Origin of the sequence: Enterococcus sp. DIV0294 (assembly GCF_050558155.1) — a bacterium.
In the GTDB taxonomy this organism is placed as follows: Bacteria; Bacillota; Bacilli; order Lactobacillales; family Enterococcaceae; genus Enterococcus; species Enterococcus faecalis.
On record NZ_CP187889.1, the window covers coordinates 405766 to 420639 of the forward strand.

At 36.0% G+C, this 14874-nt stretch carries 12 protein-coding genes and 3 pseudogenes; 11 read left to right on the forward strand and 4 right to left on the reverse strand.

Going from position 1 to position 14874, the window contains the following annotated elements:
• The first annotated feature begins 126 nt into the window (after positions 1 to 126).
• Entirely contained in the window at positions 127 to 1542 is a 1416-nt protein-coding gene (gene pepV / locus IGJ20_RS02085; protein WP_002358655.1) for a dipeptidase PepV, read from the forward strand.
• Between the two features lie 143 nt (positions 1543 to 1685).
• Entirely contained in the window at positions 1686 to 1919 is a 234-nt protein-coding gene (locus IGJ20_RS02090) for a hypothetical protein (protein ID WP_002355504.1), read from the forward strand.
• A 164-nt stretch (positions 1920 to 2083) separates the two neighbouring features.
• Here the strand turns inward: IGJ20_RS02090 and IGJ20_RS02095 are convergent.
• Together IGJ20_RS02095 and IGJ20_RS02100 are read right to left on the reverse strand one after the other, a co-directional pair.
• A pseudogene (locus tag IGJ20_RS02095) lies at positions 2084 to 2746 on the reverse strand (acyltransferase family protein); the annotation flags it as partial.
• 54 nt (positions 2747 to 2800) lie between these two features.
• Positions 2801 to 3481: an IS6-like element IS1216 family transposase gene (locus tag IGJ20_RS02100; protein ID WP_010713561.1), complete on the reverse strand. Its 681-nt coding sequence runs from the start codon at positions 3479 to 3481 to the stop codon at positions 2801 to 2803.
• Between the two features lie 75 nt (positions 3482 to 3556).
• Between IGJ20_RS02100 and IGJ20_RS02105 the strand changes: the two are divergent.
• Together IGJ20_RS02105 and IGJ20_RS02110 are read left to right on the forward strand one after the other, a co-directional pair.
• Positions 3557 to 4252: pseudogene (locus IGJ20_RS02105) on the forward strand (linear amide C-N hydrolase); the annotation flags it as partial.
• Between the two features lie 443 nt (positions 4253 to 4695).
• A complete protein-coding gene (locus tag IGJ20_RS02110; protein ID WP_002358658.1) occupies positions 4696 to 4890 on the forward strand; it encodes a hypothetical protein in 195 nt (64 codons plus the stop codon).
• Positions 4891 to 4902: 12 nt separating this feature from the next.
• On the opposite strand, the gene IGJ20_RS02115 is transcribed toward IGJ20_RS02110, so the two are convergent.
• Entirely contained in the window at positions 4903 to 5532 is a 630-nt protein-coding gene (locus IGJ20_RS02115) for an IS6 family transposase (RefSeq protein ID WP_002358659.1), read from the reverse strand.
• A 145-nt stretch (positions 5533 to 5677) separates the two neighbouring features.
• Between IGJ20_RS02115 and IGJ20_RS02120 the strand changes: the two genes are divergently transcribed.
• From IGJ20_RS02120 to IGJ20_RS02130, 3 genes are all read left to right on the forward strand, one after another.
• Entirely contained in the window at positions 5678 to 5782 is a 105-nt protein-coding gene (locus IGJ20_RS02120; protein WP_223603194.1) for an LPXTG cell wall anchor domain-containing protein, read from the forward strand.
• A gap of 127 nt (positions 5783 to 5909) precedes the next feature.
• The gene (locus tag IGJ20_RS02125) at positions 5910 to 6848 is read left to right on the forward strand and encodes a 2-dehydropantoate 2-reductase (protein ID WP_002335374.1); all 939 of its coding nucleotides are present in this window, start codon (positions 5910 to 5912) and stop codon (positions 6846 to 6848) included.
• Positions 6849 to 6873: 25 nt separating this feature from the next.
• Positions 6874 to 7911: a PTS sugar transporter subunit IIC gene (locus IGJ20_RS02130; RefSeq protein ID WP_002358662.1), complete on the forward strand. Its 1038-nt coding sequence runs from the start codon at positions 6874 to 6876 to the stop codon at positions 7909 to 7911.
• A 304-nt stretch (positions 7912 to 8215) separates the two neighbouring features.
• On the opposite strand, the pseudogene IGJ20_RS02135 reads toward IGJ20_RS02130, so the two are convergent.
• Positions 8216 to 9101: pseudogene (locus tag IGJ20_RS02135) on the reverse strand (IS256 family transposase); the annotation flags it as partial.
• Between the two features lie 159 nt (positions 9102 to 9260).
• On the opposite strand from IGJ20_RS02135, the gene IGJ20_RS02140 reads away from it, so the two are divergent.
• From IGJ20_RS02140 to IGJ20_RS02155, 4 genes are all read left to right on the forward strand, one after another.
• Positions 9261 to 9533: a DUF3892 domain-containing protein gene (locus tag IGJ20_RS02140; protein WP_002358664.1), complete on the forward strand. Its 273-nt coding sequence runs from the start codon at positions 9261 to 9263 to the stop codon at positions 9531 to 9533.
• Between the two features lie 1069 nt (positions 9534 to 10602).
• Positions 10603 to 11418 carry a PRD domain-containing protein gene (locus IGJ20_RS02145; protein ID WP_002404695.1) on the forward strand — a complete coding sequence of 272 codons (816 nt, stop codon included), beginning with the start codon at positions 10603 to 10605 and terminating at the stop codon, positions 11416 to 11418.
• Positions 11419 to 11504: 86 nt separating this feature from the next.
• The gene (locus IGJ20_RS02150; protein ID WP_070416031.1) at positions 11505 to 13376 is read left to right on the forward strand and encodes a beta-glucoside-specific PTS transporter subunit IIABC; all 1872 of its coding nucleotides are present in this window, start codon (positions 11505 to 11507) and stop codon (positions 13374 to 13376) included.
• A gap of 21 nt (positions 13377 to 13397) precedes the next feature.
• Complete coding sequence (locus IGJ20_RS02155; RefSeq protein ID WP_002358669.1) at positions 13398 to 14858, forward strand: glycoside hydrolase family 1 protein; 1461 nt, start codon at positions 13398 to 13400, stop codon at positions 14856 to 14858.
• Positions 14859 to 14874 lie beyond the last annotated feature (16 nt).

The window sequence follows — 14874 nt, forward strand, 5'->3', positions numbered from 1 at the left end:
AAAAACCCAGCCCTTTCTGCGGAAAAGATAAAAATTTTCTCGAAAAATAGTGTCGGGTTTCTTTCTTTTTCTGCATAAAATGGTATGATTGACTATGTAGAACTTTATGAATAGGAGTGACAACAAATGACAATTGATTGGACAAAAGAAGTCGAAGCACGTAAAGACGACTTATTAGAAGATTTACAAAACTTATTACGGATCAACAGTGAACGTGATGATGCACAAGCAACACCTGAAGCGCCCTTTGGACCTGGACCAGTTGCTGGCTTAAAACACATGTTAGCGTATGGTGAACGTGATGGCTTTACGGTGAAAAATGTCGACAATTACGCTGGACACATTGAATATGGTGAAGGCGACGAAACGTTAGGGATTTTTGGTCATATGGACGTTGTTCCTGCTGGTGATGGTTGGGAAACAGATCCTTATGAACCAGTCATTAAAGATGGCAAAATTTATGCACGTGGTGCAAGCGATGATAAAGGCCCAAGTATGGCTGCTTATTACGCAATGAAAATTATCAAAGAATTAGGCTTACCCGTGTCTAAAAAAATCCGTTTCGTAGTAGGAAGTGACGAAGAAAGCGGCTGGGGTGATATGGATTACTATTTCCAACATGAAGAAGCGCCAGACTTTGGTTTCTCACCAGATGCTGAGTTCCCAATTATTAATGGGGAAAAAGGAAATGTGACGATTCGTTTAACTTTCCGAGGCGGTAACGGTGCTGATTATAAATTAGAAAGCTTCAAATCTGGCTTACGTGAAAACATGGTTCCGGGAACAGCAGATGCTGTTGTAACGGCTGCTTCAGCAGACGAAGCGGCTTCACTAGCTGCTAGCTTTGAAACATTCATCAAACAAGAAGCAAAAATTTCAGGTAACGCAGAACTTTCAGATAAAACAGTGACTTTCCATGTAGTTGGTAAAGGTGCTCACGGTGCTAGCCCACAATCTGGAATTAACGCAGCGACTTTCTTGGCAACTTTCTTAAATGATTACAGCTTTGCAGAAGGCGCATACAGCTTTATTAATACCATTGCTGAATTTATCCATGAAGATTTTTATGGCGAAAAATTAGGTGTGGCTTTTGAAGACGAAAAAATGGGTAAATTGACAATGAACGCTGGGATTGTTAACTTTGATCCAGAAAATCCTGAAAATAGCTTAGTAACATTAAACTTCCGCTATCCAAAAGGAACTTCAGCAGAAGAATTACAAGCAAAAGTTCAAGCAACAGTCGGTGAAACGGTCACTGCAACACAAGGAGATCGCAACCAAGAACCGCATTATGTACCAGTTGATGATCCATTGGTGGCAACGTTACTACAAGTTTACGAAGACCATACAGGCGAAAAAGGCCAAGAACAAATCATTGGTGGCGGTACTTATGGCCGCTTATTAAAACGTGGTGTTGCCTATGGCGCAATGTTCCCTGGCTACACAGACACAATGCACCAAGCCAACGAATTTATGGAATTAGATGACTTATTCCGAGCAGCTGCTATTTATGCAGATGCGATTTATCGTTTAGCGAAGTAAAGTAAAAAAGCTGTTTTCGATTTTCGAAAACAGCTTTTTTTGCAATTTTTGTCTTTTAAAAACCCAAAATCAGAACCGTCAATTTACTGAAAATTTCTTGCAAATCAAAGGATCCCACGATACGATAAATAGGAGAAAACGCAATGAGTGAAACACTTATTGTTAACTATTTAATCAAAGGACGTGTGAAAATGAACGTAGAAGAATTAGTTCAAAAAGCAAAAGATTTAATTGGAGAAGGTAACGTGGAACATGCGCAACAATTCATTGAAGAACATAAAGATGAATTAGGCGAACACTATCATAAAATTACAGCGATGTTAGCTGATACAACGACCGATGGTTTGTTTGATAAAATTAAAGGATTGTTTCAATAGTTGAAAAAAATCTGAGATAAAAGTGTTTAGCTCCAAAAACCAAGTAGGTACGATGATTTCATCTGTTCATGCTTCACAGTGAAACATTGCAACTCTCGCCGTTTAACAGTTTTTGAGCGTGGAGCAAAAATCCAAAGTGATTTTTGTCCCACGCTCTTCTTTTTTTATTTAACTTTTAACCATTGTTTTGGCAACACATACGCAATTGGATTAAAAAGATAATCCGCTCCCCGTTTCACCACAGGCATATTCGTAATAGCTAAAATGAAGAGGGCTAAGAAGAAAAGTGCCAGGATTCGGAAAGTAAACCATTCTTTAAAGAGTGTGTCTAATTGCAAACCACTTTCCAACAGAATAATTAAGGGCATATGCAAGAGATAAGGGTAGAGGGTATCTTTTCCGAGGGCGCTTAAAGGTAACTTTCGTTTCGGCAATAATGCAAACCAAGAAAGAGACACCAATGCTGCAGCAACGTAAAAGAACAGCTGAATGAAACTACTGTATTCAAAGGCCGGACTAATTTCAGCGTAGGAAGCCCAACCAGTTAAGAAGCCCCAAAATTTCGTTGCCAATGACCATTGACTATTTACAAATAAAAAGGAGCTTAAAATTACGCCTATCGCTGCCCATTTGAGTTTGCGATGATCTAAAAAGGTTTGTAGCTTTTGAATATCCATTAAGTAGCCACAATAAAAGAAAGGGAAGAAGCCCAGAGTCCGTCCTAAAGACAAGAAACCTTCCACAGGTAAATAGCCTGAGGCGCAGCCGATAACAATGATGATGGGCAACATGATTTTCGGCTGAACGCGCTGAAGAAAGATGGTAATGGTTCTGTTGCAAAGTTTTAAATAAAGAATAAAATCCCTTACGGTATCTATGATTTAAGCTGGGATTCCCAATAATACCTTGATTTCAGTACAGACCGAAAACCCGAAGAGAGTACCTTCTTTTCGGGTTTTCTTATATAATCCTCGAATGGCTTCCATGCCTTTAATCGTGGTAGAGGCAGTGCGTAAACTTCGATAGAATTTATTGCGTCTCTTTACTGGACGATGGTCTTGTTCAATCAAATTATTCAGGTATTTAATGGTACGATGTTCTGTCCCTTGATAAAAGCCGTATTCTTTTAGTTTCTTAAAGGCACTTGTAATAGAGGGGGCTTTATCTGTGACTACAACCTTCGGTTCATCAAACTGCTTCACTAACCGCTTAAGAAAAGCATAGGCTGCTTGTGTGTCCCGTTTTTTACGTAACCAAATATCCAAGGTTAAACCATCTGCATCGATGGCTCGATACAAATAATGCCATTTTCCTTTAATTTTGATGTACGTTTCATCCATTTTCCATGAATAAAAGGATTGTTTATTTTTCTTTTTCCAAATTTGATAGAGTAGTTTGCCATATTCTTGCACCCAACGATAAATCGTCGTATGAGAAACGTTAATGCCACGATCATATAAGATTTCTTGAACTTCACGATAGCTAAGGTTATAACGAAGATAGTAGCCCACGGCTACAATAATCACATCCTGCTGAAATTGCTTTCCTTTAAAATGATTCACCGTCATTCCTCCTGCTATCTTTTTCTATTATTCTACCTTATTTGATAGTAGATTTAAAACTTTGCAACAGAACCAGAAAATGTTTCTCCATTTGAGTTTATTCCTTGGGTATTGGGCCAATGCTCTACTGTAGATGAAGCAAAAAAATTATTGAAGAATCTTAATTTAGTAAATATTAATTTTAGTGATGAACTTCCGTTATCCCCTCTCCATTGGCTGTTGGCTGATAAAGAGCAATCTATTGTGGTTGAAAGCACGAAAGAAGGCTTACGTGTATTTGATAATCCTGTAGGCGTATTAACAAATAACCCAACATTTGATTACCAATTATTTAATTTAAACAATTATCGTGTACTTTCAACTAGAACTCCAAAAAATAATTTTTCAGATCAAATAGAGTTAGATATTTATAGTAGAGGAATGGGTGGTATTGGGTTGCCAGGAGATTTATCATCAGTATCTAGATTTGTAAAAGCAACTTTTACTAAGTTAAATTCTGTATCAAGAAGTTCAGAATATGAAAGTATTAGCCAATTTTTTCATATTTTAAGTTCTGTCGAACAACAAAAAGGATTGTGTGATGTTGGTGATGAAAAATATGAGTATACGATTTATTCTTCATGTTGTAACCTGGAAAAGGGAATTTATTACTATCGTACGTATGACAATAGTCAAATTACTGCTGTGGATATGAATAAGGAAAATTTAGAGAAGGATAGCTTAATTGTTTATCCAATGGTGGAAACACAACAAATTAACTATGCTAATTAATTTGTTGTAATTCTTGTTTTTATAAGTATTTTCGAAATGAGTTTAAATAAACGGGAATAATAGAAGAGTAGATTTAAGTTATTGATAACTACTAGGTAATTGATGATAAATTAAACAAATTAGATGCTTTAAGGAAAGATGACAAAAAAAGTACAGTATTACATGAAAAAGTGGATTTTTGAGAAAAAAAGGGTTTAACAATTAATATCAAAAACAACTATTCTTATAAAACGAATAGTTGTTTTTTTGTATTCATATTTTCTATAAAAAAATGAATAGTAAACGCTTGTAATTTTTTAATAAGAAGAATAGCTTGTTATAAGAGTAACTACGATTGTCCGCATAATTTTTTTGAAGTGTAAAAAAAATATAGAGTTATAAATGTGATAGGTGTATTAGTATTTATTTAAAAGACTAAAAAATGTGAAGGAGTTTGAATCGAAATGAAAAAAGTATGTGCTATTTTAATGATTTCTGCGTCAGTTTTAGGAATGGTGCCCAGTAATGTACCAATTTTTACAGCAGAAATAAATTATGCGCATGAAAATGAATTACAAATGAATCCGTTTGTTATAGCGTTTGTCGATAAAGTGAAGGGTTCTGTTGCAAAGTTTGAAAATCAAACGCGCCCTCTCTGAACTCCAAATATCTTAGGCTGGTATTCCCATTAATACCTTGATTTCAGTAGACACCGAAAAGCCGAAGAGCGTTCCATTTCTTCGGTTCTTTTTATATATTCCTCGAATGGTCTCCATGCCCTTAATCGTGGAAGAGGCTGTACGGAGACTTTGATAAAATTTATTCCGTCGTTTAATAGGTCGATGGTCTTGTTCTATTAAATTGTTAAGATACTTCACAGTTCGGTGCTCTGTCTTAGTATATAAACCCACACTCTGTAACTTTCTAAAGGCGGAGCCAAGAGAAGGTGCTTTATCGGTCACAATTGCTTGCGTATCCCGTTTCTTTCGTAACCAGATATCTAAGGTTAAGCCGTCCGCATCAATTGCACGATAAAGATAATGCCAACGTCCCTTAATTTTGATATAGGTTTCGTCCATTTTCCATGAATAGAAGGATTGTCTATTTTTCTTCTTCCAAAGATCATAGAGGACTTTGCTGTACTCTTGCACCCAACGATAAATCGTAGTATGACAAACATTTATTCCACGATCATATAACAATTCCTGAACTTCACGATAGCTTAGATTGTAACGCAGGTAGTAACCAACAGCGACAATAATGACGTCTTTTTTGAATTGTTTGCCTTTAAAATGATTCATTACTCTGTCTTCTCTGTCTTTTTTCTCAATTTTACACTAAAATAGATTTTTTGGAAAACTTTGCAACAGAACCGTTGAAGCTAAAGAAATTGGAGCAGACGTTCAAAAAGACGGAACAGTAACGGTTAAAGGTTCAGACGGAAGAATGAAAGTTTTACCAAAAACAGGAGAAACAGAAAATATTGCATTGTCTGTCCTAGGTTCATTAATGGTATTAGGATCAGCATTCATTTTTAAAAAGAGAATCTAATTAAGTATTTATAAAAGCATGGTCGCAAGTTTTACACTCTCCTACTTGAAGTTTCCGAATGAAAACTCTATAATGAGAAATGTGAAAATGTTCACTTATTATAAATTAAGTTTGGAGGCTTTTATTTATGAAAATTGCAATTGCAGGGGCCGGCGCGATGGGTTCCCGGTTCGGACTGATGTTGAAACAAGGTGGTAACGATGTTTTGCTAATCGACGGCTGGCAGGAGCATATCAATGCCATCAAAGAAAACGGATTGAAGGCTAATTATAATGGCGAAGAAATTACTGTTAAAGTCCCAATTGTTAATCAGAATGAGGTGCCCACTGGTGAGCAATTTGATTTGATTATCTTATTCACGAAGGCAATGCAGTTGGAAAAAATGCTGCAGGATGTTAAACCATTAATTGCTGATCACACAGAAGTTTTGTGTCTTTTAAACGGTATCGGTCATGAAGACGTAATCGAAAAATTCGTACCGATGGAAAAAATCTTTATCGGCAACACCATGTGGACTGCTGGTCTAGAAGGTCCCGGCAAGGCTAAATTATTTGGCAGCGGGTCTGTTGAATTGCAAAATCTAGGTATTGGCCAAGAAGAATCAGCGAAAAAATTGGCGGAAACTTTGTCCGCGTCTGGTTTAAATGCCAAATATTCCGACAACATTCATTATTCAATTTATCGTAAAGCTTGTGTCAATGGTACGATGAATGGCTTATGCACGATTTTAGACGTCAATATGGCGGGGCTTGGTGCAACCAAACCTGCTCATGACATGGTAGTGACTATTGTTAACGAATTTGCAGCTGTTGCTGCCAAAGAAAACGTCAACTTAGACATTCCCGAAGTAATCGAACATGTAGAAACTTGTTTTGACCCGACTACGATTGGTATGCATTTCCCATCGATGCACCAAGACTTGATAAAAAATAACCGTTTGACCGAGATTGACTACATCAACGGAGCCATTTCTCGTAAAGGTAAAAAATATGGAGTAGTAACTCCTTACTGTGATTTCTTAACGCAACTGGTTCATAGTAAAGAAGAAATTCTAGGAGCAAAATAGTAATCATTAGAAAGAGGATGAGAAAATGGAAGAAAAATTAACTCCAAAAATATTTTTAAATAAAGTATTAGCGGGTACCGCAACGGGGATCATCGTAGGGTTGATTCCTAACGCGGTATTGGCAGCAATTTTGAAATTATTTAGTGAAAATACCTTAGCAGTAACGATCACACAAATGGCAGTTATTTTCCAACTAGCTACTCCACTATTGATTGGCGCTTTGATTGCGGTGCAGTTTGGCTTCAAACCAATGCAAATGTTAGTAGTTGCCGGTGCAGCTTTCGTTGGCTCCGGTGTTGTGAAATTCAATCCTGACACAGCTACTTATATCGGTGCTGGTACCGGAGACATCATCAATACCATGATTACTGCATCAATCGCTGTCGGCATGATCTTGTTGATCGGCGAAAAATTTGGGTCCGTGGCAATTGTTGCAACACCAATCGTTGTTGGTATCGGCGCTGGTCTAATCGGCTATTATTTATATCCTTACGTAACCAAGATTACTGCCGCTATCGGTGACTTAATTAATACCTTTACTACTTTGCAACCAATTTTGATGTCAATCTTGATTGCATGTTCCTTTGCTTTCTTGATTATCTCACCGATCTCTACAGTTGCCATTGGTATGGCAATTCAATTGAACGGTGTTTCTGCTGGTGCAGCCGCTATGGGTGTTGCCGCAACAACAGTTGTCTTGGTAGTTAACTCTTGGAAAGTCAACAAACCAGGGGTTACTTTGGCCATCGCATTGGGTGCTATGAAAATGATGATGCCAAACTTGTTTAGGAAACCAATTATCTTGGTGCCATGTCTATTCACCGCTATCATCTCAGCAATTCCAGTAGCGTTATTCTCAGTCTCAGGGACTCCTGCTTCTGCTGGTTTCGGTTTGGTAGGGTTGGTAGGTCCGTTGGCTTCATTGGACGCCGGTTTGAGTATTATTCTAATATTAATCAGCTGGTTTGTTGTACCAATCGTAGCTGCTTTCGTAGGTCAAATCTTATTTGAAAAAATCTTGAAATTGTATGATCGTAAAGATGTTTTCGAATTTTTAGGATAGTCAACTAGAAAAAGTGTGAGCCTTGTGCTCACGCTTTTTTGTGCAATTGAAGTTGGTGAATCTCAGCGAAAAGAGAAAGGTACCTTAAATAGTGTGTTTCTGGTCAATAGCACAATGAAATATCTAAATACATTATGAACTGCTTTTCGTTTTATGAAGAGCAGTTTGTGCTATTTGAGAAATTGCTCAATTTAATCATTAAGTAGTTTCATCAATGGTGACTATGCTACTGCAATTCTTGTTGTACCAACCGGGAGCGTCAATAATTTTGTGTAAATAACTCGTCCTTCTGCAAAATAATGGGTTACTCAGTAAACATTGAAGCTAATGTATCCGTCACTTGTTGGAAGCCTTTATGGCTTCTATTTAAGAATTTTTGATTGTATGTATCAAAGATGGATACTAGGAAACGCTCTAGTGATTCTTCATTTTGAAACTGCTCTTTTCTGCGGCTGTATTTCTTGATTTGTTTATTGAAAGATTCGATTAAATTAGTTGAGTAAATGCTTCGGCGGATACCAGGCGGAAACTCATAAAAAGTCAATAAATCTTGATTTTTTATCAGTGACTGCGTCACTTTAGGATAAGTTTTCTGCCACTTCTCAATCATACTCCCTAAAAAGGTATTTGCCTCTTCCTTTGAGCTAGCTTGATAAACAGCCTTAAAATCATCACAGATTTCTTTTCGATCTTTGACACGTACTTTATGAGCAATATTACGGGAAACGTGAACACAGCAATGTTGGTATTTAGCTTTAGGATAAATCTGGTGAATCGTATCTTTCATGCCTTTTAAGCCATCGGTAATAAACAGTAAGACATCATGAACCCCTCTGGAGTAAATGTCCTGTAACAACTCATTCCAAACGTAGGTCGATTCAGTCGGAGCAATCGCATAACTTAGTACTTCTTTAGTGCCGTCTTCTCGTATACCAATGGCAATATAGATTGCTTCTTTGGAGACGGTTTGCCGTTTTAAAGGAATATAAGTAGCATCCATGAAAATAGCGACATACTTATCATTTAGAGTTCTAACTTTAAATGCATTTACTTCTTCAGTCTGCGATTTCCGACATGGTAATACCTTTTCGGAAGAGGTGAATGACGGTCTCCTCTAAGGTATCATTCGTCCGTCTATAAGCAGGAACAGTCTGTTGCTTGAACTCGCCGTTGCGGTCGCGCGGAATTCTGTGAATGTGTTGTGGTAACTCTATTCTACAGAAGGGACTTCCTTTTTTCTATTTACACAAAATATTTTACACTCTCTTAAAATATCCACATTTTTAAACTTTGTTATTTCAATTATGTAGTGTATTATTGATATATAAAACAGGAGGGAATGTTGTATAATGGCCAGAGCTACAAGAATTAGGATGAATGATTCAAAAGGTTTTTCAAATGATGTTACAGAAATTAAAGATATTTATTTGACTGGTGTCAAAAAACCCGCATATTACTCAAAAGAATCAATTTATGATTTTATAAAAGGCGGAAATACTGTTGATGTTAACATTCCTCCATATCCTAAATTAATCCTTGCAATGAGAAATGGACAGCGATATGTTCGATCTGAACCGAATGATACACCAAATGATAATTTGCTAAAATTGCCTAGAGATTAATTTTCATGACTACGGTTAATCACGTAGTCTTTTTTCATTTTAATGATTAATAGTACTAACCTAAGAAGATTTAAATACCTTTAAAAAGCAGAAACATTAGTGGGATGCCATTTATTCAAACAATAAATAATTTGAGTGCTAATATTTTTAAAGATTCTATTATAAAATATGAGATAGCTTAATTATAATAATTTAGTTTACATAAGAGCGCTTAGCCTAAGTAGTAGTTATACCCAGCGATAGAAGTGCTTGATTTGTGAAAAGGCGTTGGTATAATTAGTAGCCTTAGTTGTAGCAACACTTTTGGTCTTTAATATATTGCGAAATAGAATCAATTAAATATCAAATGATTATATAATCATTTGATATTTAATTGATAATTATAGATAAGCGATATTTATTAACCAAAGGAGTTTTCTATGAATAGAAATAAAAATCTTTTCATTTATATAGGTATAATTTTTCTACTTGGAATTTTTGGTATCATATTATTCAGAGGGACTATGTTTTCTTATCAGAAAAATGTAAGTAATTTTTCTGTAATTCATCCAAATTCTATAAATAATTTGCGTGAAGGAAGCATTATTTATATTGGTAGAAAAACTTGCCCTACTTGTGTTTCGTTTGTCCCTAAATTAACTGATACCATAGGGAAAAAAAGAATATGGCTCCTATACTAGAAATACGGACAGATTGTTCGCTATAATCTAGTAAAGGAGCCCCTGAGACATATCTAAATAAACGGTAGGAACAGACGATTTCCCATGCTTCGAGGATCGGAGTTAAACACTTCTGTCCAATCCTCACTAATCGTATACTGTCCAAAACATTTAGGTAAATACAGGTTGAATGTACTATGTTGTACCCAATATTTCCTTGTAATAGGTGGAATGTAAGGGTTGACATTTAAAAATTTATATAGTAACATGGGTTCACAGATGCAGGAGTGTTACTGATCCATAGTCAGGCACCACCAAGTTAAAAAACGAAGTGATTCTTAAGTTATTCATGAAAGAAGCTTGGTTTTAGGATTTGGTGTTTTTTTTTTGTCTTTCAGGAGGTGAGAATAATGATCGTAGTAAAAACACTGAATAATAATATTGTTTTAGTTCAAGATCAAATGGGAAATGAAAAAGTTTTATTTGGTACAGGAATAGGGTTTAAAAAGAGACAAGGGGATTCAATCGATGAAAGTTTAATTAGCAAGATTTTTACTCCGAATGCAGAGGAACAAACGGATCATAAAATTGACAATTTTCAACCTGAAATTCTAAGCGTTTCTGCTAGAATTATTGAATCAGGTGAACTAATTCTAAATCAAAAATTCGGTACAGGCCTACTATTTTCTTTAGCAGATCACCTGACATTTTCAATATATTCTATCCAAGAAAATGATAATCCTATCAAGTGGGAAGTTCCTCATTTATACTATAAGGAATATCAAATAGGTAAAAAAGCATTGGAAATTGTTCAAAACGAAATGGGCGTAACCTTACTGCCAGAAGAAGCTTCTTTTATTGCTCTGCATTTTGTCAATGCACAAATCGATCAGCCAAATATGGTCGATACCTTACAAATTACTGAGGTTATCAAAAAAATTGTTAAAAGTGTGCAGACAATCTTTGACACTATTCTGGATAAAACGACTGCCGATTATTCACGATTTATTACTCATATTCGTTATTTCATTATTCGACAAAAAAATAGTCAAGAATCTTTAAAAATGGATAAACAGATTAGAGAACTTATTCAAGAAAGGTATATGAAAAGTTATGCTTGCGGACTGATTATTAAAGAGATGCTAGAGAGGGACTATCAGTGGAAAATCTCAGAAGATGAATTGGTTTACTTAGTGATTCATATTGAAAGAATTACAACAAAATAACATAAAGGTGTGTTATCTGAACAGAGCATAAGCCTAAACGGAATTTTTTCGTTTGGGCTTTTTCTCGTTCTTAGGAGGGAAAGAATATGGAAAATCAACTGTTAGCGCAACAAATAATTACTCTCATAGGTGGGAGCGAAAATATTTCTCAAAATTGGCATTGTATTACACGTTTGAGATTTAATCTGTTGGATGATGCAAAGGTTAACATGAAAGAAATTAATCAATTAAATGGGGTGATAGGCAGTCAGTTTAGTGGAGGTCAATATCAAATAATCATCGGTGCTAAAGTAGCAGAGGTCTTTCAGGAAATTGATAAGCAATTAGCGAACTCAAATAAAGAAAAGACAACGGATAACAAGAAAAAAATGAATGTCTTAGATACTATTTTTGATGTCATTAGCGGTATTTTTACCCCTTTAATGCCCGCAATTATTGGTTCTGGTTTAATTAAAGGGTTGATGGCTCTGTTTGTCGTTTTTGGCTGGTTGTCTGTGGAAAGTTCATCATATGCAGTATTAAATGTATTATCTGATGGAGTCTTTTATTTCTTGCCATTTTTAGTAGCTATGACTGCAGCGCGTAAATTTAAGACCAAAGAATCATTAGCAGTGGCTTTAGCGGGAATGTTAATGTATCCAACATTAGTAAATGGTGCAGCAGATGGTGCAAGCCCACTATCAATGTTTGGACTATCGATTCCATTAAATAACTATTCTTCTACTGTACTGCCTATTATTTTAGGTGTTTTGTTATTGAGCGTTGTGAATAAATGGATGGATAAAATTGTTCCTAAAACGGTTAATATTGTATTTAGTCCAATGTTATCGTTATTGATTACAGCACCGATTTTATTAGCATTCGTTGCTCCGCTAGGTAATTTTTTAGGTAAATATTTGGAACAAATCTTTACAACTTTATTTAATGTCACAGGACCGTTAGCAGGACTGTTAATGGGAGGACTAATGCCTCTAATTGTTTTGACAGGAATGCACTATGCTTTTTTCCCTGGAACATTTGCCAGTCTTCAAAAGTTTGGGTATGACATTATGTTGCTACCGATGAATTTGGTCGCCAATAGTGCACAAGCTGGGGCTGTTTTAGGGGTCTCTCTCAAATCAAAAAGGGCAGAAACCAAGTCTTTGGCATTTTCAACGTTTATTCCAGCAGTCTTTGGCATTACTGAACCTGCAATTTATGGAGTTACTTTACGCTTGAAAAAACCTTTCTATGCTTCTTTAATTGGAGGCGGGGTCGGCGGAACAATTTTTGGTTTTTTAGCTGTAAAAGCAACCGCATTTTCAATTCCTGGTATTACAGCATTACCAACCTATATTATGAAAAACTCCAATAATTTTATTTATGCTGTGATCGGTTACATTGCAAGTTTTGTTGTTTCTTTCGTTTTGACTATGCTTTGGGGATTTGAAGAAGATGAAAAGGAGGAAACAACGGATAAAAAGACATCTAGTCTAAAGTCAATTCCACAAGAATCGAACCAACCTATTGAGATTTTTTCGCCTATGAAAGGGAGTTTAATTCCTTTAGAAGCTGTTTCTGATGAGACTTTTTCTAGTGGAATGATGGGAAAAGGGGTAGCAATTAAACCATTAGGGGATACGATCTATGCTCCTTTTGATGGTGAGATCACCATGACCACTCCAACAAATCATGCGATCGGGTTGCGTTCGGTTAAGGGGGCGGAAGTGTTGATTCATGTAGGGATCGATACGGTAAATTTACAAGGAAAATATTTTGAGCGATTTGTTTCAGAGGGAGAAACGATAAACAAAGGGCAACCTTTGCTTAGGTACAACCTGAAAGAAATTGTTGATAAAGGGTACGATGAAACAACAATGGTTATTGTCACTAATAGTGCAGAATTTCTAGATATTATTATTACAGGCGATGAAAATGTAGAATCAAAAACATCAAGATTAATGATGTGTATTCAATAAATAAAAAAGGAGAAATAAAGTATGAACGCAAATCAAGGATTTAAAAAGGGATTTTTATGGGGCGGCGCTACAGCGGCCAATCAAATTGAAGGAGCCTATTTAGAGGGAGGAAAAGGATTGTCTACTTCCGACTTTGCAGCATATAAAGATCCTTATGCTTCTGGGACGGTGAACAATTTTACGTTTAATGTTACGTCAAGTGAATTAGAAGAGTATACAAAGCATTCTGAGAAGTATCTATTTCCAAAACGTTGGGGGATTGATTTTTATCACCATTATAAAGAAGATATTGCGTTGTTTGCTGAGATGGGGTTTAAGTGTTTCAGACTATCGATTTCATGGGCGCGAATTTTTCCTACTGGTTTAGAAAATGAACCGAATGAAGAAGGATTAGCATTTTATGATGCGGTCTTTGATGAGTGCGCTAAGTATGGTATCGAACCTCTAGTAACAATGTCTCACTATGAAATGCCAATTGAGTTAACCAAAAAATATAATGGCTGGATTAGCCGAGAACTGGTCTCTTTATTTGAAAAATATGCAAAAGTTATTTTAGAAAGATACAAAAACAAAGTCCGTTATTGGATTACATTTAATGAAATGAATATGAATTTAAACAGTTTATACACTGGAGCTGGAGTTCTGGAAGATTTGGTGGAAAATTCGTTAGAAGCTGCTTACCAAGCATCTCATCATCAGTTTTTGGCTAGTGCATTAGCTGTAAAAGCGGCGAAAGCAATTGTCCCTAATGTTGAAATTGGCTGTATGATCAATCAAATCGAAGCATATGCTCATACGACGAAGCCAGAAGATCAGTTACAGGCAGTAAAATCTAATCAACTGAATATGTTCTATCCAGATGTTCAAGCGCGTGGCTATTATCCAAGTTATATTTACAGTTATTTTGCTGAAAATAATTTGACAATTGATATTGAACCAGAAGATGCTGAAATTTTAAAAAACGGTACAGTAGACTTTGTTGCGATCAGTTACTATATGTCTCACGTGGCTGAAGCAAGAGAGGATGCATCTAAGTTAGCGGGAACATTTGACAGTCCAATTAAAAATGAGTATTTAGAGTTATCACAGTGGGATTGGCCAATCGATCCAATTGGGTTGAGAATTTCTTTAATTAAGTTGTATGATCGTTTTCAAAAACCATTATTTGTATGTGAAAATGGATTGGGAGCAAAGGATGTATTAACCGAAGATAAGAAGATTCATGATGATTATCGAATTGACTACATGAGTAAGCATGTTCAGCAAATGCGTGAAGCAGTGAAAGAAGGCGTTGATTTGATGGGGTATACTCCTTGGGGGTGCATTGACTTAATTAGTTGTGGGACATCGCAAATGTCAAAACGATATGGGTTTATTTATGTCGATCAAGATGACACAGGAAAAGGCAGTTTAGAGCGTTATCGCAAAGATTCATTCTACTGGTATAAAGAAGTGATTGCTTCTAACGGAGAAAAAGTATAAGTCCTGAAAAGTAGCA